This is a genomic window from Collinsella sp. i06-0019-1H4, from assembly GCF_042849575.1.
Lineage (GTDB): Bacteria > Actinomycetota > Coriobacteriia > Coriobacteriales > Coriobacteriaceae > Collinsella.
Map to the genome: position 1 here is coordinate 1,079,905 of NZ_BAABYB010000001.1, position 23,442 is coordinate 1,103,346.

Consider the following 23,442-nt stretch of genomic DNA (forward strand, 5'->3'; position numbering starts at 1 on the left):
AACCGTGTATCTCAAGTCCCTCACGCTCAAAGGGTTCAAGTCGTTTGCCGACCGCGCCCATATGACGTTTGAGCCGGGCCTGACCGTCATCGTCGGTCCCAACGGCTCGGGAAAATCGAACATCTCCGACTCGATTCTGTGGGTCCTGGGCGAGCAGAGTGCCAAGCAGCTGCGCGGCCAGGCCATGGAGGATGTCATCTTCTCGGGCTCGTCGGCGCGCAAGCCGGTGGGTGTCGCCGAGGTCACGCTGGTGCTCGATAACTCGGACCATATGCTGCCCGTCGACTTTGACGAGGTCGCCATCACCCGTCGTATGTATCGCTCGGGCGAAAGCGAGTACCTCATCAACTCGAGCCCGTGCCGCCTGATGGACATTCAGGACATCCTGCACGATTCGGGCCTGGGCAAGGATACGCATTCCATCATCAGCCAGGGCAAGCTCGACGCCATTTTGCAGAGCCGCCCCGAGGAGCGCCGCGCCCTGATCGAGGAGGCTGCCGGCATCTCCAAGCACAAGCGCCGAAAGGAGCGTGCGCTCAAAAAGATTAAATCGATGGACGAGCACCTGACCCGTGCCCGCGACATCAATAAGGAGATCGCCCGCCAGCTGCGGCCGCTGGAGCGTCAGGTCGATCGCGCGCGCAAGTACAAAGAGCTGTCCTCGCGTGCGAACGAGCTTACGCAGATGCTGGCCGTCGACGAGCTTCGTTCGCTGCAGTCGCAGTGGAACGACCTGGAGAGCCGCTCCAAGGAGGGCACTGCCGAGCTTGAGCTTGCGCAATACCGCTTGGGCGAAAAAGAGCGCGAGCTCGAGAAGCTCCAAGTCATGCTCGAGGAAAAGGGCCTGTTTGTGGGTGATCTGGGCGAGCAGCGCCGTCATATGCAAGACGTGGTCGGCCGCATCAACTCCGACATGCGCCTACTCGAGGAAAAGGGCCACAACATGGTGTCGCGCCTGTCCGACATGCGCGGCCAGATCTCGAGCTCCGAGCATCAGCGTCGTCGCGTGGTCGAGGAGCTCGAGGATGCGCGTGCCCAGCTTGAGGAAGTGACCGGTGCGCACATGCAGGCCCAGGACGACGTTGACGCCGCCGGTCCTGCCGCCGCCCAGCTCCACGAGCGTCGCGTGGCGCTCGACAATCAGATTTCGCAGCTCACGCGCGAGCAGCGCGATGTGCAGCGTGTGGCCGATAACGCCGCGCTCGAGCTCGCCAAGGTGAAGGACTCGCTGAGCAATGCTGAGGTCGAGGACAACATGTACGCCTCGCGCCTGGAGCAGATCGATGAGCAGCTCGAGGAGGTCACGGCCTCGCTCGAGAGCCGTCGCGACCGCGCTGAGGAACTTGACGGTGCGCTCGATCAGGCCCGCCAGGCCCAGATTGATGCTCGCGAGGCCACCGAGGTCGCCCGTGCGGCGTTGAAGGACTTGCGTAATCGCGAGAGTGAGGCGCGCAACAAGCTGTCCGAGGTGCGCTCGGAGCTTGCCAGCCAAAAAAAGCTCGATGCCCGCATGGCTGATAGCTCGCCGCTGGTGAGCCGTCTGATGGGCGCGCTGGGCGATGATGTCTCGGGTCGTCTGGGCGATGTACTCGAGGCTCCTCGTGAGCTCGAGGGCCTGGTTGAGCAGCTGCTTGCCGGCGATATCGATGCCCTGCTGTTTGATGACGCCGCCACGCTTGAGCGTGCCGGTCGTGCGGCTCTGGACCAAAAGAAGGCCTCGGGCGAGGCACTGCTGGTGGCGAGCAGTGCGAGCAGCTCTGCTGCTGCTAAGGGTGCTGCCGGTTCTCGTCTGGTCGATCGCCTGTCCGTGCGCGCCGGGTATGGCCCGGTTGTCGAGGCCCTGCTCGGCGGCTATTACGTGGTCGATGACTTGGCTGCCGCGCTGACGGCACCAGTCGTTGACGGCGTGACCTATGTGACTCCCGATGGCGCCCGCGTGAGCTGTGGCGGCCTGGTGCGCGTGGGGCTCGATGCCGGCGAGGCCTCGGGTGCCCTGGAGCGCAAGCGTCGTATTCGTGAGCTGGAGGGCCTGGAGCCTGATCTGGCTGCCGTGTTTGAGCATGTGTCGGATCAGGTCGTCGAGGCCAATGCGGCCGCCGAGGAGGCGCGTGCCGCCGAGGGCGATGCCGCCGGCGAGATCGCCCGTCTTGAGGGCGAGCGCCGCTCGCTGCTCTCCGAGATCGGCCGCCTGGAGCAAAGCGCCAACAATGCCGAGGTCGAGCGCGTGCGCATCTCCAAGCGCCGCGAGCAGGCCGCCGAGGCCGTTCGCGCTGCGCGCCCGCGCGTTGACGAGCTCACCCGTTCGCGTGACGAGGCCCGTGCGCAGGCAAGCGACTTGGGTCTCCAGATTGCCGAAGCCAACGACGAGCTCGATCGCGTGCGCCGTGACGATTCCGAGGCAGCCGGCAAGCTCGCCGATGCCAAGGTGCGCCTGGCCCAGACGAGCGAGCGTCTGCGTTCGCTGAAGGGCCGTGTGCCCGACCTGGAGCATCGCCTGGAGGGCATCGACCGCCGTATCCGCGGAACACGCCAAGCCTCGCGCTCACTCGAGCTGCTGCGCTTGCGCGTCGATCCCATGCACGAGCGCTATTCGGCCCTGCTGGAGCGCGCGTCGGATTGGGCCGCGCGCCTGCGTGACCAGGCTTCGCTCGAGGAGGCGGACTCGGCCTCGCTCAAGAAGACCATCGAGGACGCCAAGGCCGAGGTCTCCCGCGCCAAGGAGCGGGTCGATGCCGCCACGGCGACGCAAAATGAGTTCAAGGTCTCCCGCGGCAAGCTCGAGGTGCAGGTAGAGGCGGCCATCAAGGCCATTACCGCCGATGGCACCACGGTGCTCGAGGAAGTGCTCATGCTTCCTGCGCCCACCGACCGCGATGCCGCCGAGCGCGAGCTCAACCAGCTCGTGCGCCAGATCAACAACCTGGGCCCTGTGAACCAGGTTGCCATGGAGGAGTACGAGCAGCTCAAGCGCCGCGCCGATTACATCGAGGAGCAGCTGGCCGATCTTGAGAGCGCACGCAAGGCGCTCACCAAGATCACGGCGGCCATCGACCGTAAGATGCGTAAGGCCTTCCTGGTGACCTTTGAGAAGGTCGATGCGAACTTCCGCGAGATCTTCGCCATGCTGTTCCCGGGTGGCCAGGCGCATCTGGAGATGACCGACCCCGAGCATCCTGCCGAGACGGGCATCGAGGTCGTGGCGCAGCCGCGCGGCAAGCGCATCACCAAGATGATGCTCATGTCGGGCGGCGAGAAGAGCCTGACGGCGCTCGCCTTGCTCTTTGCCGTGTATCGCACGCGTACGGTGCCGTTCTATGTGCTGGACGAGGTCGAGGCGGCGCTCGATGACGCCAACCTGTCCAAGCTCATCGGCGCGCTCGATGTTTTGCGTTCCGATACGCAGCTCTTGGTTATCTCGCATCAGCGCCGTACTATGGAGGACGCTGACGTCCTCTACGGCGTCTCGATGCAAGCCGACGGCGTCAGCCGCGTCGTCTCGCAAAAACTCGATCGCGAAACCGGAAAGGTCGTGAATGCATAATGGGATTCTTCGATGCTCTCTCGCGCGGACTTGAGCGCAGCCGCGAGGCCCTCAACGAGGTCTTTTACTTTGGCGGCGAGGTCGATGAGGATTTTTGGGAGGATCTAGAGGACACCCTCGTCATGGGTGACATGGGCGCCGAGGTCGCGATTAAGGTGTCCGATGACCTGCGCGATACCGCGGCCAAGAAGAACCTCAAGACCGCTCCGCAACTCCGTCGCGCCCTGGCCGAGCAGCTCGAGCAGCATTTTGTGCCCGCCGAGCGCGATCCGTTCTCCGACACGCCGAGTTGCGTGCTGTTTGTGGGTATTAACGGTGCCGGCAAGACCACGACGGTCGGCAAGATCGCGAGCGCTATGGCTGCCCGCGGCAAGAACGTCGTGATCGGTTCGGCCGATACCTTCCGCGCCGCCGCCATCGAGCAGCTCGATGTGTGGGGCCAGCGCGCCGGCGTTCCCGTCATCAAGCGCGACCGCGGCTCCGATCCGGCGAGCGTGTGCTATGACGTGCTCGATGAGGCCGACAAGCGCGGCAGCGACCTGGTGCTTATCGACACTGCCGGCCGTCTGCACACGAGCCCCGAGCTCATGCGCGAGCTTGCCAAGGTGGTCAACGTGACGCGCAAGCGCGCCGCCAATATGGCCGCCGGTCCCATGCCGGTCTCGGTTGTCCTCGTGATCGATGCCGCGACGGGCCAAAACGGCCTGAACCAGGCGCTCGAGTTTAACGAGGCGCTGGGTCTGGACGGTATTATCATGACAAAGCTCGACGGCACGGCAAAGGGCGGTATCGCCATGGCCGTGGCCGAGAAGCTCAAGCTTCCGATCCTGCGCATCGGCGTGGGCGAGCAGGTCGATGACCTGCAGGAGTTCAATGCCAAAGATTTCTGCCGCGCCCTGGTGGGCGAGTCCAACTAAGGAGTAACCAGTGTTTGATTCCCTGAGCGATCGCCTCAACGACACATTTGACCGCCTGCGTGGCAAGGGTAAGCTGACCGAGGCCGACATTACCTCGGCCATGCGCGACATTCGCATGGCGCTGCTCGAGGCCGACGTCAACTTCAAGGTCGTCAAGGAGTTCGTCGCCAAGACCAAGGAGCGTTGCATGACCGCCGAGGTCATGGAGTCGCTGTCGCCGGCACAAAACGTCGTCAAGATCGTGCTCGACGAGCTCACCGAGATGCTCGGCTCCACCGAGAGCAAGCTCGTCTTTAGCAACCGCATTCCCAATGTCATCATGCTCGTGGGCCTGCAAGGTTCCGGTAAGACTACGGCGGCCGTTAAGCTGGCCTATCTGCTCAAGAAGCAGGGTCGCTCGCCGTTGCTCGCCGCGTGCGACGTCTACCGCCCCGCCGCTGCCGATCAGCTGGCCACGCTCGGTGGAGAGATCGGCGTTCCGGTCTTCCGCGGCGACGGCGAGCACCCGGTCGATATCGCCAAGGGTGCCATCCAGGAGGCAGTCGACCACCTGCGTGACGTGGTCATTGTCGATACCGCCGGCCGCCTGCAGATCGACGAGCAGATGATGCAGGAGGCCGTGGATATTAAGAAGGCCGTCAAGCCCGATCAGGTGCTGATGGTCGTCGATGCCATGACCGGCCAGGATATCGTCAACGTCGTCTCGACCTTCGCCGAGCGCACTGACTTTGACGGCGTGATCATCTCTAAGCTCGACGGCGATGCCCGTGGCGGCGGTGCGCTTTCCGTGCGCCAGGTGACCGGCAAGCCCATCAAGTTCGTGAGTATGGGCGAGAAACCCGATTCGCTGGAGCCGTTCTATCCCGATCGCATGGCCAAGCGCATTCTGGGTATGGGCGATGTTGTCGGCATCATCGAGAAAGCCCAGGAGGCGGCCGACGCTGAGCAGCTCGAGGCTGCCGAGCGTATGCTGCGCGAGGGCTTTACCATGAACGACATGCTCGACCAGATGAAGGCCGTCAAGAAGATGGGCGGTATGAAGGGCATCCTGGGTATGCTCCCCGGCGGCCAGCGCGCGCTCAACCAGATGGGCGGCAACCTGGACGAGGGCATCTTCGACAAGAACGAGGCCATCATCATGTCGATGACCAAGGAGGAGCGCCTGCGCCCCTCCATCATCAACGGCCAGCGCCGCGCCCGTATCGCCAAGGGCGCCGGCGTGACTCCCACCGAGGTCAATAGCCTTATGAAGCAGTGGGGCGAGATGAACAAGATGATGGGCCGCATGCGCTCGATGGCCAATCAGGCACAGGCTGGTGGCAAGAAGGGCAAGAAGGGTAAGAAGGGCAAAAAGATGCGCATGCCCAATATTCCCGGTCTGGATGCCATGGGTCTGGGCGGCATGGGCGGCCTGGGCGGCCTGGGAACGGGCGGTCCTAAGTCCGATATGGACCTGCTGCGCCAGATGGAAGCTCAGATGCGCAATAAGAAATAGCGACTGGTTGAGTCGTGTATGGCGAAGGCCGCCTGGATGGTACTCCAGGCGGCCTTCGCCGTTTGTTCGCTGGTTGTCACACACGTGGAAGCGTGCTTGCGCCAGGGCACGTGCCGCTAGTGGCAGCTGCAGCTCTCGTGCCTGTCGTGGTCGTGATGGCCGTGGCAGCCGCAGGAATCGCCGTGCTCATGGGCGTGCTCGTGGTCGTGGCCATGGCAGTCGCAGGTGGCCTCGCCGGTCTGTGCGAGCCTGCCGGCAATGAGGGCCTCGACGCAGGCGTCGCAGCTGCCCTGGGCGCCCGCATAGACCGTGATGCCGGCTTGGGTGAGCGCGTTGATGGCACCGCCGCCGATGCCGCCGCAGATGAGCGTGTCGACGCCACCGTTGGCGAGCAGGCCCGCCAGGGCGCCGTGGCCGGTGCCGCCGGTGCCCACGACCTGCTCGTTGAGCACCTTGCCATCCTGGATGTCGTAGATCTTGAACTGTTCGCTGCGGCCAAAGTGCATAAAGATGTTGCCGTTGTCGTACGTCGTTGCCACCCTCATGGTGCCGACCTCCTTTGCTGGCCATGCGGCCGTCGTCGTGGTGATGGGGGAGTATGCGATATTGCCGCCTTCGATGACGATCGACCGTCCATTGACCAGCGCGTTTGCCACCTTGCGATGTGCGCGGCTGCAGATTGCCGCCACCGTGGCGCGGGCAATGCCCATGCACTGGGCGACTTCCTCCTGATTGAGGCCTTCCAGGTCGCATAGGCGCAGGACCTCGAGCTCGTCGACCGTCATGTCGATGGCATCTCCGCTGGCAAGGCCGTCGGGGGTAAAACCGCGATATTCGGGGATGATCCCTACGCGGCGTAGTTTCTCGCGTCTTCCTGCCATACACCCTCCAAATCTGACATATGTCAACAATAAGATAGCGCGCGAGCGGAACCGTGCAAGGCATTTTTGGCATATGTCCGAAAATGAGGGCTTATGTTTGGGCTGTGGGGTCGCGTGCGCCTGGGCTACAATGAATTTCGCTTATAGGCGACTGACAGGAGGGTCAATGAGCAAGGCTGATCAACAGTTTGTAACCATGTGCCGCGATATCTTGGACCATGGCACTACCACCGAGGGCCAAAAGGTCCGACCGGTGTGGGAGGACGGCACCCCTGCCTATACCATTAAAAACTTTGGCGTTACGGCTCGCTACGACCTGCGTGAGGAGTTTCCCGCGCTCACACTGCGTCGCACGGCGCTTAAGTCTGCCATGGACGAGATTCTGTGGATCTATCAAAAGAAGTCAAATAACGTCCACGACCTCAACAGCCATATTTGGGATGAGTGGGCCGACGAGACTGGTTCCATCGGCAAGGCCTACGGGTACCAGATTGGCCAGAAGAGCCATTATCCCGAGGGCGATTTCGACCAGATGGACCGTGTGCTGTACGACCTTAAGCACACGCCGTACAGCCGTCGCATTATGACGAACACCTATGTGTTTAGCGACCTGTCCGAGATGCACCTGTACCCGTGCGCGTACAGCGTGACCTATAACGTCACGCAGCGCCCGCAGGACGATAAGCCTACACTCAACATGATTCTCAACCAGCGCAGCCAGGACATTTTGGCCGCGAACAACTGGAACGTGTGCCAGTACGCCATTTTGCTGATGATGGTCGCGCAGTCGGTCGATATGATTCCCGGCGAGCTGCTGCATGTGATCGCCGACGCCCATATCTACGACCGTCATGTCGATATCGTCCGCGAGCTTATCGAGCGTCCGCAGTTTGCGGCGCCTAAGGTAACGCTTAACCCCGACGTGCACGATTTCTATGCGTTTACGACCGACGACCTGATTGTGGAGGGCTACGAGCACGGCCCGCAGGTCAAGAACATTCCCATTGCGGTGTAGGTGGCGCTCATGACGTGTAAGCTTTCTGCCATCGTTGCTGTGTGTGACGATTGGGGCATTGGGTGCGAGGGCGACATGGTGGTGTCCAATCGTGCTGACATGCGCCATTTTGTGGCGTGCACCAAAGGTTGCCCGGTCATTATGGGGCGCAAGACCCTGCTGAGTTTTCCCGGCGGGCGTCCGCTCAAGAACCGCCGCAATATCGTGCTTACCCGCGACGAGAGCTTTGCCCCCGAGGGCGTCGACGTGGTGCATAGTATCGACGAGGCGCTCGCCGCGGTTGCCGATGAGCCCGTTGCCTGGGTGATCGGTGGCGGCGAGGTGTATCGGCAGTTTTTGCCGTATTGCGCCGAGGCCGAGGTCACGCACAACCATTGCACTCATGCCGTGGACACGTACTTTCCCGATTTGGACGCCGATCCCGCGTGGGAGATTGCGTGGCGTGGCGGTGTTGCCACGATTGCCTCGGGCGAGGGCGACGAGGGTGTCGATTATGAGTTCGTGACGTATCGTCGCGTTGAGGCGTAAATCGCCTGGCGTGAACGGTATTATCGGGTTGATTGAATGTATGGGGCGGCGCTTAGCGTCGCCTCGTTTGGTATAGATGTGCTGTAAAGAAGGGTGCGGGCAGGCTGCTATGACTGATGCCGTTGAGGTTCTGCGAATTGATTCGCTCGAGGACGAGCGGCTCGATGCCTACGTGCGACTGACCGAGCGCGAGCTGCGCTGCGTGCTGGAGCCGCAAAAGGGCATCTTTATCGCCGAGAGTGCCAAGGTTATTGAGCGCGCGGCGCGTGCCGGATACGAGCCTGTGAGCTTTCTTTTGGGCGAACGCTGGCTCGACCAGATGATGCCGCTGTTTGAGCGCCTGGTTGTGCGCGAGGGCGCAGGTCCGGTTCCTGTGTTCGTGGCCTCCATGGAGCTCATGGAGCAGTTGACGGGCTTTAACGTGACGCGCGGTGCGCTCGCGGCGTTTCGTCGCCCGCGACAGATTCCGGTTGATGAGTTTTTGGGCGGCGTCGTAAAAGCTGCGGGGGAGCGTCCGGTGCGCGTGTGCGTGCTTGAGGGCATTGTCGACCATACCAATGTGGGCGCGATTTTCCGCTCGGCGGCGGCGTTGAATGTCGACGGTATTCTGGTGAGCCCTACGTGTTGTGATCCGCTATATCGTCGTTCTGCCCGTGTGAGCATGGGCACGGTGTTTCAGGTGCCGTGGACGCGTATTGGCAGCGAGGCGCGCGTATGGCCGCACGATGGCCTGGCTGCGCTGCACAATGCCAGGTTTTCCTGTGTCGCCATGGCGTTGACGGATGATTCCGTTTCGCTGGACGATCCCGTGCTGCAGGAGATTGATCGCCTGGCGATCTTTATGGGCACCGAGGGCGCCGGCCTGGGCGCCAAGACTATCGCGGGCTGTGACCGGGCCGTGCGCATTCCGATGGCGCACGGGGTTGATTCGCTTAACGTGGCTGCGGCGAGTGCCGTCGCCTTTTGGCAGCTGTGCCCGCACGTGAGCAACGAGTATCACTACCAGCCGGGGCTGTATCGCTAGGTAGATAGTTCGCACCGGGCTCTGATTCGGGGTGTTTCGGTCGACGCCGGTCGGTGCTAAGCTGGTATTGGCTTTGTCTTAATTTGCTGTTTTGTCGGTTGACGTGCACTTGTGGGGAGGGCGTGTGGCTAAGAAATCTACGTCTATCGATGTAACGCAGGGCGTCATTTGGCAGCAGCTGCTGTCGCTGTGCGTTCCCATCTTCTTTAGTTCGTTTTTTCAGCAGGCATACACGCTTATCGGTACCTATATCGTCGGTCAGTTTGGCGGCAAGCTCGCACTGGGTGGCATTCAAGCCACGATGGTGCTCACCGAGCTCTGCATTGGCTTTTGCGTTGGCGTCGGCGCCGGCTGCGCAGTCATTACTGGTCAGTATTTTGGCCAGCACGATGATGACCGGCTGAGCCGTTCGGTCCATACGGCCATGACGCTCGCGCTGGTGGGCGGTATCGTTTTCTCGATTCTTGGCATAGTGTTCGTTGAGCCCATGCTGGTGCTTATGAACACGCCGCATGAACTATTGGCCGAGGGCGCGGCCTATGCTCGTTGCTATTTTGCCGCCATGGTTGCGGCGCTGCTGCTCAATATGGGAACGGCACTGCTGCGCGCCGTGGGCGACACGCGCGGGCCTGCTGTGATCATCGCTTCCGGCTGCCTTGTTAATGCGGTGCTGGATGTCATCTTCGTTGCCGTGCTTCATATGGAGGCTCTGGGCTGCGGCATCGCGGTGGCGCTGACCATTTGCTCCAACGCCACGATGATCGTGATTCGTATGATGCACGCACCGGGTGCGTGGCGGCTTTCGCTGTCCAAGCTCGGCATTGATCCGGGCATTTGTAAGAGCATGATCTCGTGTGGTCTGCCGCTTGGCTTTCAGTCTGCTGCGTATTCGATTTCCAACGTTTTGATTCAGGTGTCGGTCAACTCGTTTGGCGCCGATGTCACCACGGCTTGGGGTCTTTCGGGCCGCCTGGATGGCATTGTCTGGATGGTTACCGAGGCGCTTGGCGTGTCGATCACCACGTTCTCGGCACAGAACTTTGGCGCGCGCAACTACGAGCGCATGCGAAAGGGCTACCATACGTCGCTCGTGCTGTCGTTTATGCTCATTGGTGGCCTGTCTGCCGTGCTGCTGGTGTTCTCGGGTCCTCTGTCGCGTCTGTTTGTCGACGATGCTTCGATTTCGGCGTACACCACGACGATCCTTCATTTTATCGCGCCGTTCTACGCGATCTTCTCGATTATCGAAAACGCGTCGGGCTCCATTCGCGGTGCCGGCGTTAGCTTGCAGCCCATGCTGCTCACGATTTTTGGCACTGTCGTGCTCAGGGTGATCTGGGTGTTTGCGATTATGCCGTTCGATCCGTCGCTTGAGCACCTGCTGCTGGTTTACCCCGTAACCTGGCTCATCACGGCCACGATGTTTACCATCTACCACCACAGCGGCAACTGGCTCGGCCGCGCCACCGCCTAATGATCCGTAGGGGACGAGGGAAACGGATCATTTCTCTCCGTCGTGATGTTGATGATCTGTTTTCCTCCGTCCCCTTCGGATCAATTAGTATTCGATGCCTTGGCGGGCTAGGAGGCCTTCGTCGAAGTAGTGTTTGACGGGGCGCATTTCGGTTACTAGGTCTGCAAGGTCGGCCAGTGGCAGCAGGCCTCGGCCGGTGAGCACGAGCTCCGTGGTGGCGGGCTTTATCGCGATCAACGATTCGACATCCTCGCGCGTCACAAAGCCCCGTCGCATGGCCTCGCCGAGTTCGTCCAAAATGAGCACGTCGACCTGCGAGATCTGTTCGCGTGCAAGTTCCATGATCTGCTCGGCGCAAGCCTCGGGCGTGTTGCGATCGGCCTGTACAATTCGCAGCCCCAGGCGTGGCGCCGCATCATGCTCGGCGCAGTGCAGCTTCTTGGCAAACTGCAGCATGAGTACGTCGAGCCCATAACCTGTGGCGCGCATCGCCAATCCCAGCGCAGCCGTGGTTTTGCCCTTGCCGTCGCCCGTATAGATCTGAACCTTGCCGACTTCCAGTGATGCCATCTCTGTCCTTTCGTGCCCGGCGTCGGTTTATCGCCGTCCGGGTTGGGTATTCTAGATAGCATTATCAACCCCAGTAGATGGAGTTCAAGCAGATGGAGATGGATGACAACAAACGCAGACGGAATATGATCCTCTACGTGCTCATCGCCTTCGTCGTCTACCTCGTGCTCTCGACCGTTCTGTTCCCCAACATCGGTCACACGCAGCAGATTACGAAGACCGATTACTCGACGTTTGTCAAAGCGCTCGATAAGAAGAGTGTCGACAAGGTCGAGTACAATACCGACGATTACACCATTTATTACACCAAGAAGGGTGAGGACGAGAACATCGCCTACAAGACGACCGGTGTGCCGAATGACGCGGGCTTTACCGATCGTGTGCTTGAATCCGGTGCGTCCCTGGAGTCGGTCGTTCCCGATAAAAACTCGGGTCTGATGACCTACTACCTGCTTACGCTTATTCTTCCCATGGCCATCTTCTTCCTGATCGGTTGGTGGCTCAACCGCCGTATGAAGAAGGCTATGGGCGATGACGGCCCGTCTATGAACTTTGGCGGCGGCTTTGGCGGCGGCGGACTGGGCAAGTCCGGCGCTCGCGTGATTGCCTCCAAGGATGTTGGCGTGACCTTTAAGGACGTCGCCGGCCAGGAAGAGGCCAAGGAGTCCCTCAAGGAGGTCGTCGACTTTCTGGAGAATCCGCAGCGCTACGAGGAGATCGGCGCCAAGCTTCCGCGCGGTGCTCTCCTTGTCGGTCCTCCGGGTACCGGTAAGACCCTGCTCGCCAAGGCTGTTGCCGGCGAGGCGGGCGTGCCGTTCTTTAGCATTTCGGGTTCTGAGTTCGTCGAGATGTTCGTCGGCCGCGGTGCCGCCAAGGTTCGTGACCTGTTTAAGCAGGCCAAGGAAAAGGCCCCGTGTATCGTCTTTATCGATGAGATCGATACCATCGGCAAGAAGCGCGATGGCGGCGGCTTTAGTGGCAACGACGAGCGCGAGCAGACGCTCAACCAGCTGCTGACCGAGATGGACGGCTTCGATAACCACAAGGGCATCGTCGTCCTCGCTGCGACCAACCGTCCCGACAGCCTCGATCCCGCCCTGCTGCGCCCCGGTCGTTTTGACCGCCGCATTCCCGTTGAGCTGCCCGACCTGACTGGCCGCAAGAACATCCTCGAGCTGCATGCCAAGAGCGTGAAGACACAGCCGCCGATTGACCTGACCGCGATTGCCCGCGCCACGCCCGGTGCCTCGGGTGCCGATCTGGCCAACATCATCAACGAGGGCGCCCTGCGTGCCGTTCGCGAGGGCCGCAAGCGCGCCACGCAGGACGATTTTGAGGAGTCGGTGGAGGTCGTCATCGCCGGCCAGCAGCGCAAATCAACGGTGCTGTCCGACCATGAGAAGCAGGTGGTGTCCTACCACGAGATCGGCCATGCTATCGTTGCCGCTCGCCAGAAGGGCTCTGCGCCGGTCACCAAGATCACCATTGTGCCACGCACGAGTGGCGCTCTTGGCTACACCATGCAGGTCGAGGAGGACGAGCGCTTCCTGACCACGCGCCAGGAGGTGCTGGACAAGCTCGCCGTCTACTGTGGTGGACGTGCCGCCGAGGAGCTCATCTTTGGCGAGATGACGACTGGTGCTGCCAACGATATCGAGCAGGCCACCAAGCTCGCCCGCAACATGGTGACGCGTTTTGGTATGTCCGACGAGTTTGGCATGATGGCGCTCGGTACCGTGCAGAACGCGTACCTCAACCAGGATACGTCGCTCACCTGCGCCCCCGGCACGGCCGAGCGCGTGGACGCGATTGTCGCCAAGCTGATCGAGGACGCGCATGATCGCGCCCTGCAGATCCTGAAGGAGAACAAGTTTAAGCTCCATGAGCTGGCTCGTTATCTGTACAAGAAGGAGACGATCACGGGCGAGGAGTTTATGAATCTCCTCACGCGCGAGAATCCGCTGATGCCTAAGCAGCAGTAGCGTTGCATTCGGGTCAGTAAATATCGACGCCCCATTTGAGTGCCTATCTCAAATGGGGCGTTTTGCTTGGGAGGGATATGTATGAAGATCGTGGTGAGTGCCTGTTTGATGGGCGAGGGCTGCAAGTATAACGGGCTCGACAACTACCTTCGCGAGCTGGTCGAGGCTTGCGAGCGCACGGGAACCGAGGTCCTGTTGGTGTGCCCCGAGGTTTTTGGCGGTCTTCCGACGCCGCGCAAGCCGTCCGAGATCGTGAACGGCGAGGTCCGTACCTGCGAGGGCGTGTCCGTTGACCGGGAATTCCGCCTGGGCGCTCAACGTGCGCTCGACATGTGCGAGCAGGCGGGCGGCCCTTCCGAGATTGCTGCGTGCATCTTGCAGGACCGCAGCCCCTCGTGCGGCGCGGGTCGCATCTACGACGGCACCTTTAGCGGTACGCTCACCGCGGGCAACGGCGTTTTCGTCGATCTGTTGCTGCGTCACGGGTACCGTGTGATTCCGGCTAGCGAGTTCGACCCCAAAATACTTGAGCAATAAAAAACCACCACAAAGGTGACTGTCCCCTTTGTGGTGGTTTTGGGTTAGGCCTAGAGCGTGTGGCCGTAAGCGTCGGCGGCCTTGATGGCGGCGGCGAACTTCTCGTCGGTGAAGGGCTCAGGGTTGCCCTGCTTCCACTCGTTGGTGGCATGCGCGTACTCGCACAGGGCTGGGATATCGGACTCGGAAAGCCCGACCTGCTCAAGCGTCACGGGCAGCCCCATCTGCTTGTTAAAGGCAGCGTAGCGCTCAAGGTTCTCGGTCTTTCCCGTATAGGCAAACAGCACGAGCACGCCCAGGCTTACGACCTCGCCGTGCAGGTAGGTGCCCTCACGCGGAATGCTGCAGGTGGCGTTGTAGAACGCGTGCGCCACACTTGAGTTGTAGTAGTAATCGTTCTGGTTGGTCAGGTTCGAGACATAGCCCGTGTTGACCACGATATCGAGCGCGATCTGCTTGACGGCCTCGCTCGACAGGTTCTGGCGCACGTCCTCAAGACCCTGGACGCCATAGGTAAATAGCGGTTCGGAGCAGGTGTGGGCGAGTGCCAGGCCAAGACCGGCGGTGTGCTCCAGGTTGCCGGCGCTCGTGGCGTACTCGACCTCGGGCTGCTTAGACAGGGCATCGCCCACGCCGGCCCAGAAGTATTCTGCCGGTGCCTCGGCGATGATCTTGGGGTTGATGAAGATGTGAGCGGGGCGGTTGGGGTACGAATAGCCCTCGAGCGAGCCGTCGTCGTTGTAGACAACGGCAATGGCGGTCGCGGCGGAGCAGTTGGAGCAAATCGTCGGGACGGTGAAGACGATCTTCTTGAGCTCGATGGCCGCCGTCTTCACGGTATCGAGCGCCTTTCCGCCGCCACAGGCAATGAGCACGTCGGCTTTCTGGCAGGCAGGGGAGTTCACGACCTTGGCGATATTGGCACGCGTACTGTTGGTACCGTAGACGCGCGTCTCCAGAATCTCGACGTCGGTACCTGCCAGCGCAGCTTCGATACCGGGAAGTGCTGCGGCCAGTGCCCGCTTGCCACCGATGATCGCGACCTTTGTCGCGCCGTACTCCGCCAGTGCGCCGGGCAGCTCGTCAAAGCAGTCTTCGCCGACGGTATAGTCGCTCATTCCAATTGTGCGCATAGGTACCTTCTTTCGTGAGATAGAGTGCTTTCAGGTATTTTGCTCCTAGAGAAGGGCTGTAATAGCGAGAAATTTCGAACGTATAAAACCAGTGTTGAGGGTTTTTCGGCGGCGTTGACCGTGCTACCATACACCGCATAAGCGTTGATGGGGGCGAGTAGTCGGCCGTCCGCATGCTACAGAGAGCGGGAAGCGCTGAGAACCCGTGCATGCGACCGATGAAAATCACCCCGGAGCTGCGGTCCCAACGGGCGCGCCGCACAGGCACGTCTTAGTAGATATCGCCGAGATGGTCGTCGATACAGGCCAGCCGAGTAACGGATGCGAGCGCGCGAATATGCGGGCGAGGGCATCTAAGCTGGGTGGTTAAGCGAAGAGCTTTTGCGAGCGTACAGCTCGATTTGTGGCGCTTCGTCCCAGCTTGTAGGGACGGGCGCTTTTTTGGTGCCCAACGGGCGTGCGCGCCCACGACATGAAAGGGGTACCGTGGCAAACGAGTACAAGCAGACGATGAATCTGCCCAAGACCGGTTTTCCCATGCGTGCCGGTCTTTCCAAGTCCGAGCCCAAGCGACTCAAGGACTGGCAGGACAACAAGGTCTACGAGCAGGTTCTGAAGAAGAACGAGGGTCACAAGAAGTTTGTGCTGCACGACGGTCCTCCGTACGCCAACGGTCCGATCCACATCGGCCATGCCATGAACAAGATCTCCAAGGACATGATCAACCGCTACTGGATGATGCAGGGCTATGAGGTTCCCTATGTCCCCGGTTGGGACTGCCATGGTCAGCCGATCGAGCACAAGGTCGAGGAGAAGCTCGGCACCGAGAAGTTCAACCAGACCCCCACGGCCAAGATTCGTGAGCTCTGCAACGAGTTCGCTGTTGAGAACATCGAGCTGCAGAAGGCCGGTTTCCGTCGTCTGGGCGTGCTCGGCGACTGGGATAACCCCTATCTGACGCTCTATCACCAGCACGATGCCGCCGACATCGAGGTCTTCAAGGCCATGTTCGATAAGGGCATGATCTATCGCGGCCACAAGCCGGTTCACTGGTGCAAGCACTGCCACACCGCGCTGGCCGAGGCCGAGATTGAGTACTCCGACGAGACGAGCCCCTCCATCTTCGTGCGCTTTGAGATGACCTCCAAGCCCGCCGGCCTAGAGAACTTCGACGGTCCGGTCGACTTTATCATCTGGACGACCACGCCGTGGACCATCCCCTCTGACCAGGCCGTTTCCCTTAAGCCCGGCGCCGCCTATGTCGCCGTTGAGCACGATGGCCGTGCCGAGGTCATGCTCGAGGACCTGGCTCCCAAGTGCTGCGAGGAGTTTGGCTGGGAGTACACCCCGGTTATGGTCGCCGGCAAGCCCTATGTGGTTCCCGCTGAGACCTTCCACCACATCCACTACAAGCAGCCGATCTTTGACGGTGTTGAGGGCGTGGCGCTGCTGGCCGATTACGTCGGTGTCGACGACGGTACCGGTATCGTCCACAACTCGCCTGGCCACGGCGTCGACGACTACTTCGCCTGCCTCAAGGAGGGCATCACCGACATCTGCATGCCGGTCGATGACGACGGCAAGTTCTACACCGGCGAGGAGTTTGGCACCGGTGGTCCCTTCAGCGGTATGGATACCGATGAGGCCAACCCGCATATCATCGAGTTCCTGCGCGAGCGCGGCACCCTGGTTCTCGAGAAGAAGATCACGCACAGCTATCCGCACTGCTGGCGCTGCAAGCACCCGGTGCTCTTCCGTGCTACCGACCAGTGGTTTGTCTCGATGGACAAGACCGGTTTGCGCGAGCAGGCTGGCAAAGAGGTCCGCGAGAACGTCAAGTGGTATCCGGCCCACGCGGCCAACCGCATCGGTGCCATGGTCGAGCAGCGTCCCGACTGGTGCATCAGCCGTCAGCGCAACTGGGGCGTGCCTATCCCCAGCTACACCTGCGCCGACTGCGGCGAGAAGGTCATGAATGATGCCACGCTCGACGCCGTCATCAAGCTCTTCCACGAGAAGGGCTCCGACGCCTGGTTCACCGACGCTCCCGAGAGCTACCTGGGTGAGGCCTGCGTCTGCCCCAAGTGCGGCGGCCATCACCTCAAGGCCGATAAGGACATCCTCGACGTGTGGTGGGATTCCGGCGTCTCCTGGAAGGCCGTCTGCGAGTATCGCCCCGAGCTTGAGTACCCGGCTGACGTGTATCTCGAAGGCTCCGACCAGCACCGCGGTTGGTTCCAGAGCTCGCTGCTCACCTCTGTGGGCGCCAACGGCCATGCTCCGTACAAGGCAGTCGTCTCGCAGGGCTTCACGCTCGACGGTCAGGGCCGCAAGATGTCCAAGTCGCTCGGCAACGTCATCGACCCCAACAAGGTCTGCGACGAGATGGGCGCCGACATCATCCGCCTGTGGGTCGCCTCGGTCGACACCAGCTCCGACGTTTCCATCGACCACGAGATTCTCGCTCGTACGTCCGATGCCTACCGCCGTTTCCGCAACACGCTGCGCTTCCTGCTCTCCGAGCTCGAGGGTCAGTTTGAGCCCGAGACCGACGGTGTCGCCTTTGCCGACCTGCTGCCGCTCGACAAGCTCATGGTTGCCCGCCTGACCCAGGTCCAGGCCGAGGTCGACGACGCTTACTCCTGCTACGAGTTCCCGCGCGCCTACCGTGCGCTTTACGACTTTGTGGTTACCGAGCTCTCCAACGTGTACCTCGACGCCCTGAAGGATCGTCTGTACTGCGAGAAGCCCGGCTCGCTCGAGCGCCGCAGCGCTCAGACCGTGCTCGCCGAGCTCTTCTCGATGCTCATGCGCGATCTGCAGCCGATCTTGTCCTACACCGTCGACGAGGCCATGGCCTATGCGCCCGCCGGCTGCGTCGATCACCAGAAGTACGCCGCGCTGCTCGATTGGTACAAGTCGCCTATCACGGTCGACGAGGCCAATGAGTTTGAGGGCGTGCTCGAGGCTTCGCTCGAGCTCCGTAGCGCCGTGACCAAGGCCCTTGAGGATGCCCGTTCTGCCGGCACCTTCACCAAGAGCCAGCAGGTTCGCGTCAAGGCGGTCGTTCCCGCCGAGATGTATGCGCTGTTGACCGGCGACAAAGCCGTCGACCTGGCCGAGTTCTACATCGTCTCCGATGTTGAGCTGACCCAGGGCGAGGAGCTTTCCGTTGCTATTGAGGCTGCCGAGGGCGAGTGCTGCGACCGTTGCTGGAACTATCGCACCACTGTCGGCGAGTACAACGGCCACGCGCATATCTGCAAGCGCTGCGCTGACGCTTTGTAGGTTACGGCGTTCGTAGAACGCCGTAACCTACCGACGCTGCGCGGGCCGCATTTGGACAATCTGACGTTCAATTTCAAGGGCGCGACCGAAAGGTCAGCGCCCTTTCATTTCACGTCATCTTGTCTCAAATGCGACCTGCTCGCTCATTTATGCTCTACCTGCGGTGTTTCCGTTCTTGGGAGATTTGTCGCTTCTTGCTTGCGTCAATGTATGATTATCTACTGCGTTAAACGGAATTCGATTATTCTTGAGGGTAGGGGATTTCTTTGGGTCGTGGTGCGGATATGACGCCGCCTTTGCGTTGGCGGTTGGGTGTTGCTGGTGGGGTAGCGCTCGTTGTGCTGCTTGTTGACCAGCTGACCAAGCTTGCGGTTCGTGCCGTTGGCGATGCCCTGCATGTGACCGTTATCCCCGGCGTGATCGATTTTCTGTTTGTCCGCAATATCGGAGCCGCCTTCAGCATGGGCGAGGGGCATGGCATAGCGTTTGCCGTGCTGGCGCTTGCGGTCATTGTCGCCATTGCCTTGTACTTGCTCCGTGCGCCTCGGCTCGCTCGTCTTGAGGTTGTGGGCATGGCTATGGTTGCGGGCGGTGCTATTGGCAACGCGATCGATCGCCTTGTCTTTGGCTTCGTGACCGATTTTATAGCCACCACGTTTATCGACTTTCCCGTCTTTAACGTGGCCGATATTGGCATTACGGTCGGCGTCGTGCTGGCGTTCATCGGTTACATGTTCTTGAGCCCCGCCGCTCGTGAGGTCGATGCGACTGCCGAACTCAACGCCCGTGACGAGGCCCGCGCCAAACGCAAAGCCAATCAGCGTGGGGAGCGTGCCCGCAAGATTCGCGAAAGGAACGAGCGCTAATGGCCGACATCCATATTCTCGTTGCCGACGATTCCGTTGGCCAGCGTCTCGATGCCTTTTTGGGCGCCAACGATGGCTGTCCCACGCGCTCTGCCTGCGCGCACTTGATTGAGGGCGGTGCCGTTGCCGTCAACGGCGAGACCTGCCTGTCAAAAAAATATGCTGTGCGCTCCGGTGACCGCATCTCGGTCGACCTGCCCGAGCAGCATGATCCCACCGATGTGATTCCCGAGGCCATTCCTCTCGATATCCGCTACGAGGACGACTACCTCATTGTGCTCTCCAAGCAGCGCGGCCTGGTGTGCCATCCCGCCCATGGCCACGAGAGCGGTACGCTGGCGAACGCCTTGGTCTACCACTGCGGCATCGATCATCTTGGTACCGTGCAGGGTGAGGACCGCCCCGGCATCGTGCATCGCCTGGATCGCGATACCTCGGGCCTTATGCTCGCGGCAAAGGACGACGACACCCAGCGCGCGCTTCAAAATCTTATCCGCACGCGCACGCTCGACCGTCGCTATATCACGCTCGTTCACGGTCACATCGCCATGGACGAGGGCACTATCAACACCGGTATTGCCCGATCGACGCGCGACCGCGTCAAGATGGCGGTTTCCGATGACCCCTTTGCGCGCCAGGCCATCACGACTTTCAAGGTGCTCGAGCGCTTTGATTCCGCGCGCTTTGACGACGGCTACACGCTCGTCGAGTGCCATCTGTTTACCGGCCGCACGCATCAGATTCGTGTGCATATGCGCCATATCAACCACGCCTGCGTGGGCGATCCACTCTACGGTAAGTGCGATGCACGCGCCGATCAGGGCCTGACCAGGCAGTTCCTGCATTCTTGGCACGTGGCGTTCGACCATCCCGTGACGGGGGAGCGCATTGAGTGTCGTGACGAGCTGCCGTGGGACCTTGCCGCGGTTCTGGATGACCTGGCCTCGCGTTCGCTCGGCCGCACTGCCGCCGGTGACGAAATCGTCCCGCAGCTCGGCCTGCTCGAAGCCTAGCCAGTATTAGGTGGTTTCTTGAACTCGGTAAGCCTGCGGTAAGATATACGGTTGTTTACGTAATGCGTTGCTGGGAGCCTGCATGCTCGCCTTTTTACAAACCAACACACCCATCGTGATCTTCAACCAGATTGTCGTCACGCTGCTCACGGTCTGCTTCCTGTACCAGGTGGTCTTCTTTGTCATTGGCGCTCTTCGTGGCGAGGTCGCGCCTCCCAAGGCCAAAAAACTCCATCGTTATGCCTTCTTTATCGCGGCGCATAATGAGGAGGCCGTAATCGCCAACCTCGTTCGCTCCATCAAGGATCAGGATTATCCGTCCGAGCTTATCGAGGTCTTTGTGGTCGCCGACGCCTGCACCGACAACACGGCGCAGCTCGCGCGCGAGGCGGGCGCTGTCGTTTATGAGCGCAATGACCTTGCCCGCAAGGGCAAGAGCTGGGTCATGGACTTTGGCTTCGACCGCATCCTTAACGAGTATCCCGATACGTTTGAAGGCTACTTTATCTTCGATGCCGATAACGTCATCGCCCGCGATTACGTCTCCAAGATGAACGATGCCTTTGATCAGGGCTTCCATGTGGTCACGAGCTATCGCAACTCCAAGAACTTCGGCAGCTCGTGGATCTCGGCGGCTAATGCTACGTGGTATCTGCGAGAGGCGCGCTTTCTCAACAACGCGCGTAATATCTGCAAGACGTCCTGCGCTGTCTCGGGTTCGGGTTACCTTATCTCGGCGAGCGTGATCGAGGGCATGCACGGTTGGCAGTTCCATACGCTGACCGAGGATATTCAGTTCACCACGTTCTGCGCCATTCACGGCATTCGCATTGGCTATGCACCGGCGGAGTTCTTTGACGAACAGCCCGTGACGTTTAAGGCTTCCTGGAAGCAGCGTATGCGCTGGACCAAGGGCTTCTACCAGGTGTTCTTTACGTATGGTAAGCACCTGGTCAAATCGACCTTTCGCTACCATCGCTTTGCCGCCTACGACATGTTTATGACGATCGCCCCGGGTATGTTGCTATCTCTGATCTCGATGCTCGCCAATGCCACGTTCCTGATTGTGGGCGGTCTTTCGCACGGCTTCCTGGCCACCGAGGTTGAGATGCAGGCGTGTGCCGCTTCTCTCATTATGACCTTCGCCATGATGTATCAGACGTTCTTTATCCTGGCGCTGCTCACGACCATCTTTGAGCACAAGCACATTCACTGCGCGCAAAAGTGGCGTCTGGTGACCAACCTGTTTACCTTCCCGATCTTTATGTTCAGCTATATCCCCATTACGGTGGCAGCACTGTTCTTGAAGGTCGACTGGGTGCCGACGCAGCACGCCGTGAGCGTTACCCTTGACGAGGTCATGCAAGGCGCCAAATAACCACGATCAAAACCACCACAAAGGGGACAGGCACCTTTGTGGTGGTTTTTGCGTTTGAGCTGCTGCCCAAGGAGGTGTTAGATGGTCTATATTCCGTTTTGGATTTGCATCTTTGCCGGCGCGGCGATTGATGCCCGTGAGCGACGGTTTCCCAATCAGCTTGCCGGCGCGTGTGCGGTGGCGGCGTTTGCAGGCGTTTGGCTCGACAAGGGCGTTAACACGGCGCTTGACCATGCCGGTCTTGCTGCCATCGCCTACCTTGCCCTTATGCTTACTGAGTCGCTCTGGCGTCGTGTTCGCCACGCTCCCGGCATTGGTATGGGGGACGCCAAGGCACTCTTTGCCCTTTGTACCTTCGATCCCTTGGGTGGTATCGTCGCGTTTGCGGCTGCGCTCCTGGCCCTTGCCGCCGCCTGTCTCATCGCAAAATCGCGCTCCCTGCCATTGCTGCCGTTTTTGGTGCCGATATTTGCCATAATCGAGGTTGTGGGTAGTACACTGTAACCGTTTGCGCGCCCTTTTTAAGGAGCATGCCATGGCAACCAATCAACAGACAGCCGCCATTAAGGCGCGTATGGATCGCATTCCCGCGGCGTTGTCGCCCGAGTTGGTCGGGCGTATCGCCGCCGACCGCGGCTCAGGTGTCGTTAATCCCTATCAATGTGGTGACGACCAGGTCATTCGACGCTTCGATCGAGCCGCAGATGTGGGCACGCTCATGCGTCCGGCATTTATGCGCGATACCGAAAAGATTTTGCATCTGCCCGCATACACCCGTTATGCAGGCAAAACGCAGGTCTTTAGTTTTCGCAGCAACGACGACCTGTCGCGTCGCGGCCTGCACGTGCAGCTTGTTTCGCGCATCGCGCGCGATATCGGACGTGCCCTGGGGCTCAACTGCGATCTGATCGAGGCGATTGGCTTAGGCCACGACTTGGGCCACACGCCCTTTGGCCATGCCGGTGAGCGATTCCTCAACGATATCTATCACGAGCGCACGGGTCGTTATTTTTTCCATAACGTGCAGTCGGTCCGCGTGCTCGACGCGCTGTACGGCCGCAACGTGTCGCTCCAGACGCTCGACGGCGTGCTATGCCACAACGGTGAGTACGAACAGCGTGTGTTTGAGCTTTCGGACATGAGCTCCTTTGACCAGTTCGACCTTACGGTTGAGGATTGCATTGCCACAGGTTACAGCGCAATTGAGCACCTGCGCCCCATGACGCTCGAGGGCTGCGTGGTTCGCATCTCGGATATCCTTGCCTACGTGGGGCGCGATCGCCAAGACGCCATTTCGGCGGGTCTGCTGTCACCCGACGCCTTTGACGATGACCTGGGCGGGGCATACAACAGCTGGATCCTTACGCATGCCTCCATCGATATCGTCGAGCACAGCTATGGTAAGCCACGCATCGAGATGAGCGAGGACCTGTTTGAGGAGATCCGCCGAGCCAAGCGCGAGAACTACGAGAAGATCTATAGCAAGGGCGGCATTGAAGGCGACTCCGAAGCGGAGCTGCGCGAGGCCTTCGAAAAGCTCTACGACCGTTGCCTGCAGGATATAAACGAAGGCGACGAGTCTTCGTATATCTTTAAGCACCACATTTCTCGCATTGAGCGGCAGCTTTTCTACTACGATCGCACCTATGCCTGGCAGGACGACAAGGATCAAGCGGTGGTGGATTACATCGCGAGCATGACGGACGGCTATTTCTGCGAGCTTACGAGCAAGCTGTTCCCGGGATTGAAGTTTCCGCACCGTACCTATATTAACGAACGGTAGTTCGTATTTATTCGGTA

General features: G+C 60.5%; 18 protein-coding genes. 15 read left to right on the forward strand and 3 right to left on the reverse strand.

Features of this window, described 5'->3' with window-relative positions; genetic code table 11:
• Nucleotides 1-4: 4 nt before the first annotated feature.
• From smc to ffh, 3 genes are read left to right on the forward strand one after another with little or no spacing between them, the layout of a single operon-like run.
• Nucleotides 5-3,541 carry a chromosome segregation protein SMC gene (smc, locus tag ACGHEN_RS04630; RefSeq protein ID WP_390397604.1) on the forward strand — a complete coding sequence of 1,179 codons (3,537 nt, stop codon included), beginning with the start codon at nt 5-7 and terminating at the stop codon, nt 3,539-3,541.
• On the forward strand, nt 3,541-4,458 hold the full coding sequence (ftsY, locus tag ACGHEN_RS04635) for a signal recognition particle-docking protein FtsY (RefSeq protein WP_390397606.1): 918 nt from the start codon (nt 3,541-3,543) through the stop codon (nt 4,456-4,458). Before smc ends, ftsY begins: the two co-directional genes overlap by 1 nt.
• Before the next feature lie 10 nt (nt 4,459-4,468).
• Complete coding sequence (ffh, locus tag ACGHEN_RS04640) at nt 4,469-5,953, forward strand: signal recognition particle protein (RefSeq protein WP_118328489.1); 1,485 nt, start codon at nt 4,469-4,471, stop codon at nt 5,951-5,953.
• Between the two features lie 116 nt (nt 5,954-6,069).
• Here ffh and ACGHEN_RS04645 read toward each other — a convergent pair whose 3' ends face one another.
• Nucleotides 6,070-6,834 carry a DUF134 domain-containing protein gene (locus tag ACGHEN_RS04645; protein ID WP_390397608.1) on the reverse strand — a complete coding sequence of 255 codons (765 nt, stop codon included), beginning with the start codon at nt 6,832-6,834 and terminating at the stop codon, nt 6,070-6,072.
• A gap of 166 nt (nt 6,835-7,000) precedes the next feature.
• On the opposite strand from ACGHEN_RS04645, the gene thyA reads away from it, so the two are divergent.
• The 4 genes from thyA (at nt 7,001) to ACGHEN_RS04665 (ending at nt 10,875) form a co-directional block, all read left to right on the forward strand.
• Complete coding sequence (thyA, locus tag ACGHEN_RS04650; RefSeq protein ID WP_390397611.1) at nt 7,001-7,849, forward strand: thymidylate synthase; 849 nt, start codon at nt 7,001-7,003, stop codon at nt 7,847-7,849.
• 9 nt (nt 7,850-7,858) lie between these two features.
• Nucleotides 7,859-8,377, forward strand: coding sequence for a dihydrofolate reductase (locus ACGHEN_RS04655; protein ID WP_390397614.1), 519 nt, complete (start codon nt 7,859-7,861; stop codon nt 8,375-8,377).
• A 109-nt stretch (nt 8,378-8,486) separates the two neighbouring features.
• The gene (locus tag ACGHEN_RS04660) at nt 8,487-9,401 is read left to right on the forward strand and encodes a TrmH family RNA methyltransferase (protein WP_390397617.1); all 915 of its coding nucleotides are present in this window, start codon (nt 8,487-8,489) and stop codon (nt 9,399-9,401) included.
• A 124-nt stretch (nt 9,402-9,525) separates the two neighbouring features.
• Complete coding sequence (locus tag ACGHEN_RS04665) at nt 9,526-10,875, forward strand: MATE family efflux transporter (RefSeq protein ID WP_390397620.1); 1,350 nt, start codon at nt 9,526-9,528, stop codon at nt 10,873-10,875.
• An 84-nt stretch (nt 10,876-10,959) separates the two neighbouring features.
• Here ACGHEN_RS04665 and ACGHEN_RS04670 read toward each other — a convergent pair whose 3' ends face one another.
• Nucleotides 10,960-11,445, reverse strand: a complete 486-nt coding sequence (locus ACGHEN_RS04670) for a cob(I)yrinic acid a,c-diamide adenosyltransferase (protein ID WP_390397623.1) — start codon at nt 11,443-11,445, stop codon at nt 10,960-10,962.
• Nucleotides 11,446-11,537: 92 nt separating this feature from the next.
• Here ACGHEN_RS04670 and ftsH point away from each other — a divergent pair, with 92 nt between their 5' ends.
• Together ftsH and ACGHEN_RS04680 are read left to right on the forward strand one after the other, a co-directional pair.
• Nucleotides 11,538-13,427 (forward strand): ATP-dependent zinc metalloprotease FtsH, encoded by a 1,890-nt coding sequence (ftsH, locus tag ACGHEN_RS04675; protein WP_172674603.1) that lies wholly within the window; start codon nt 11,538-11,540, stop codon nt 13,425-13,427.
• 81 nt (nt 13,428-13,508) lie between these two features.
• The gene (locus tag ACGHEN_RS04680; protein WP_390397626.1) at nt 13,509-13,964 is read left to right on the forward strand and encodes a DUF523 domain-containing protein; all 456 of its coding nucleotides are present in this window, start codon (nt 13,509-13,511) and stop codon (nt 13,962-13,964) included.
• Nucleotides 13,965-14,014: 50 nt separating this feature from the next.
• Here ACGHEN_RS04680 and ACGHEN_RS04685 read toward each other — a convergent pair whose 3' ends face one another.
• Nucleotides 14,015-15,097 (reverse strand): iron-containing alcohol dehydrogenase family protein, encoded by a 1,083-nt coding sequence (locus tag ACGHEN_RS04685; protein ID WP_390397629.1) that lies wholly within the window; start codon nt 15,095-15,097, stop codon nt 14,015-14,017.
• A 510-nt stretch (nt 15,098-15,607) separates the two neighbouring features.
• Here ACGHEN_RS04685 and ileS point away from each other — a divergent pair.
• From ileS to ACGHEN_RS04715, 6 genes are all read left to right on the forward strand, one after another.
• Nucleotides 15,608-18,385 carry an isoleucine--tRNA ligase gene (ileS, locus tag ACGHEN_RS04690; RefSeq protein WP_390399368.1) on the forward strand — a complete coding sequence of 926 codons (2,778 nt, stop codon included), beginning with the start codon at nt 15,608-15,610 and terminating at the stop codon, nt 18,383-18,385.
• A gap of 338 nt (nt 18,386-18,723) precedes the next feature.
• The gene (gene lspA / locus ACGHEN_RS04695) at nt 18,724-19,251 is read left to right on the forward strand and encodes a signal peptidase II (protein ID WP_390397631.1); all 528 of its coding nucleotides are present in this window, start codon (nt 18,724-18,726) and stop codon (nt 19,249-19,251) included.
• A complete protein-coding gene (locus tag ACGHEN_RS04700) occupies nt 19,251-20,264 on the forward strand; it encodes an RluA family pseudouridine synthase (protein WP_390397634.1) in 1,014 nt (337 codons plus the stop codon). Before lspA ends, ACGHEN_RS04700 begins: the two co-directional genes overlap by 1 nt.
• Before the next feature lie 82 nt (nt 20,265-20,346).
• On the forward strand, nt 20,347-21,642 hold the full coding sequence (locus ACGHEN_RS04705; protein ID WP_390397637.1) for a glycosyltransferase family 2 protein: 1,296 nt from the start codon (nt 20,347-20,349) through the stop codon (nt 21,640-21,642).
• Nucleotides 21,643-21,723: 81 nt separating this feature from the next.
• Entirely contained in the window at nt 21,724-22,146 is a 423-nt protein-coding gene (locus tag ACGHEN_RS04710) for a prepilin peptidase (RefSeq protein WP_118237460.1), read from the forward strand.
• A gap of 31 nt (nt 22,147-22,177) precedes the next feature.
• The gene (locus ACGHEN_RS04715) at nt 22,178-23,425 is read left to right on the forward strand and encodes a deoxyguanosinetriphosphate triphosphohydrolase family protein (RefSeq protein WP_118237458.1); all 1,248 of its coding nucleotides are present in this window, start codon (nt 22,178-22,180) and stop codon (nt 23,423-23,425) included.
• The last annotated feature ends 17 nt before the right edge of the window (nt 23,426-23,442 follow it).

Coding starts and splice junctions, on each gene's coding strand:
- ftsY (WP_390397606.1), top strand. CDS start 3,541: ATGGGATTCTTCGATGCTCTCTCGCGCGGACTTGAGCGCAGCCGCGAG.
- ACGHEN_RS04645 (WP_390397608.1), bottom strand. CDS start 6,834: ATGGCAGGAAGACGCGAGAAACTACGCCGCGTAGGGATCATCCCCGAA.
- thyA (WP_390397611.1), top strand. CDS start 7,001: ATGAGCAAGGCTGATCAACAGTTTGTAACCATGTGCCGCGATATCTTG.
- ACGHEN_RS04655 (WP_390397614.1), top strand. CDS start 7,859: ATGACGTGTAAGCTTTCTGCCATCGTTGCTGTGTGTGACGATTGGGGC.
- ACGHEN_RS04660 (WP_390397617.1), top strand. CDS start 8,487: ATGACTGATGCCGTTGAGGTTCTGCGAATTGATTCGCTCGAGGACGAG.
- ACGHEN_RS04670 (WP_390397623.1), bottom strand. CDS start 11,445: ATGGCATCACTGGAAGTCGGCAAGGTTCAGATCTATACGGGCGACGGC.
- ftsH (WP_172674603.1), top strand. CDS start 11,538: ATGGAGATGGATGACAACAAACGCAGACGGAATATGATCCTCTACGTG.
- ACGHEN_RS04680 (WP_390397626.1), top strand. CDS start 13,509: ATGAAGATCGTGGTGAGTGCCTGTTTGATGGGCGAGGGCTGCAAGTAT.
- ACGHEN_RS04685 (WP_390397629.1), bottom strand. CDS start 15,097: ATGCGCACAATTGGAATGAGCGACTATACCGTCGGCGAAGACTGCTTT.
- ileS (WP_390399368.1), top strand. CDS start 15,608: ATGAATCTGCCCAAGACCGGTTTTCCCATGCGTGCCGGTCTTTCCAAG.
- ACGHEN_RS04700 (WP_390397634.1), top strand. CDS start 19,251: ATGGCCGACATCCATATTCTCGTTGCCGACGATTCCGTTGGCCAGCGT.
- ACGHEN_RS04705 (WP_390397637.1), top strand. CDS start 20,347: ATGCTCGCCTTTTTACAAACCAACACACCCATCGTGATCTTCAACCAG.
- ACGHEN_RS04710 (WP_118237460.1), top strand. CDS start 21,724: ATGGTCTATATTCCGTTTTGGATTTGCATCTTTGCCGGCGCGGCGATT.
- ACGHEN_RS04715 (WP_118237458.1), top strand. CDS start 22,178: ATGGCAACCAATCAACAGACAGCCGCCATTAAGGCGCGTATGGATCGC.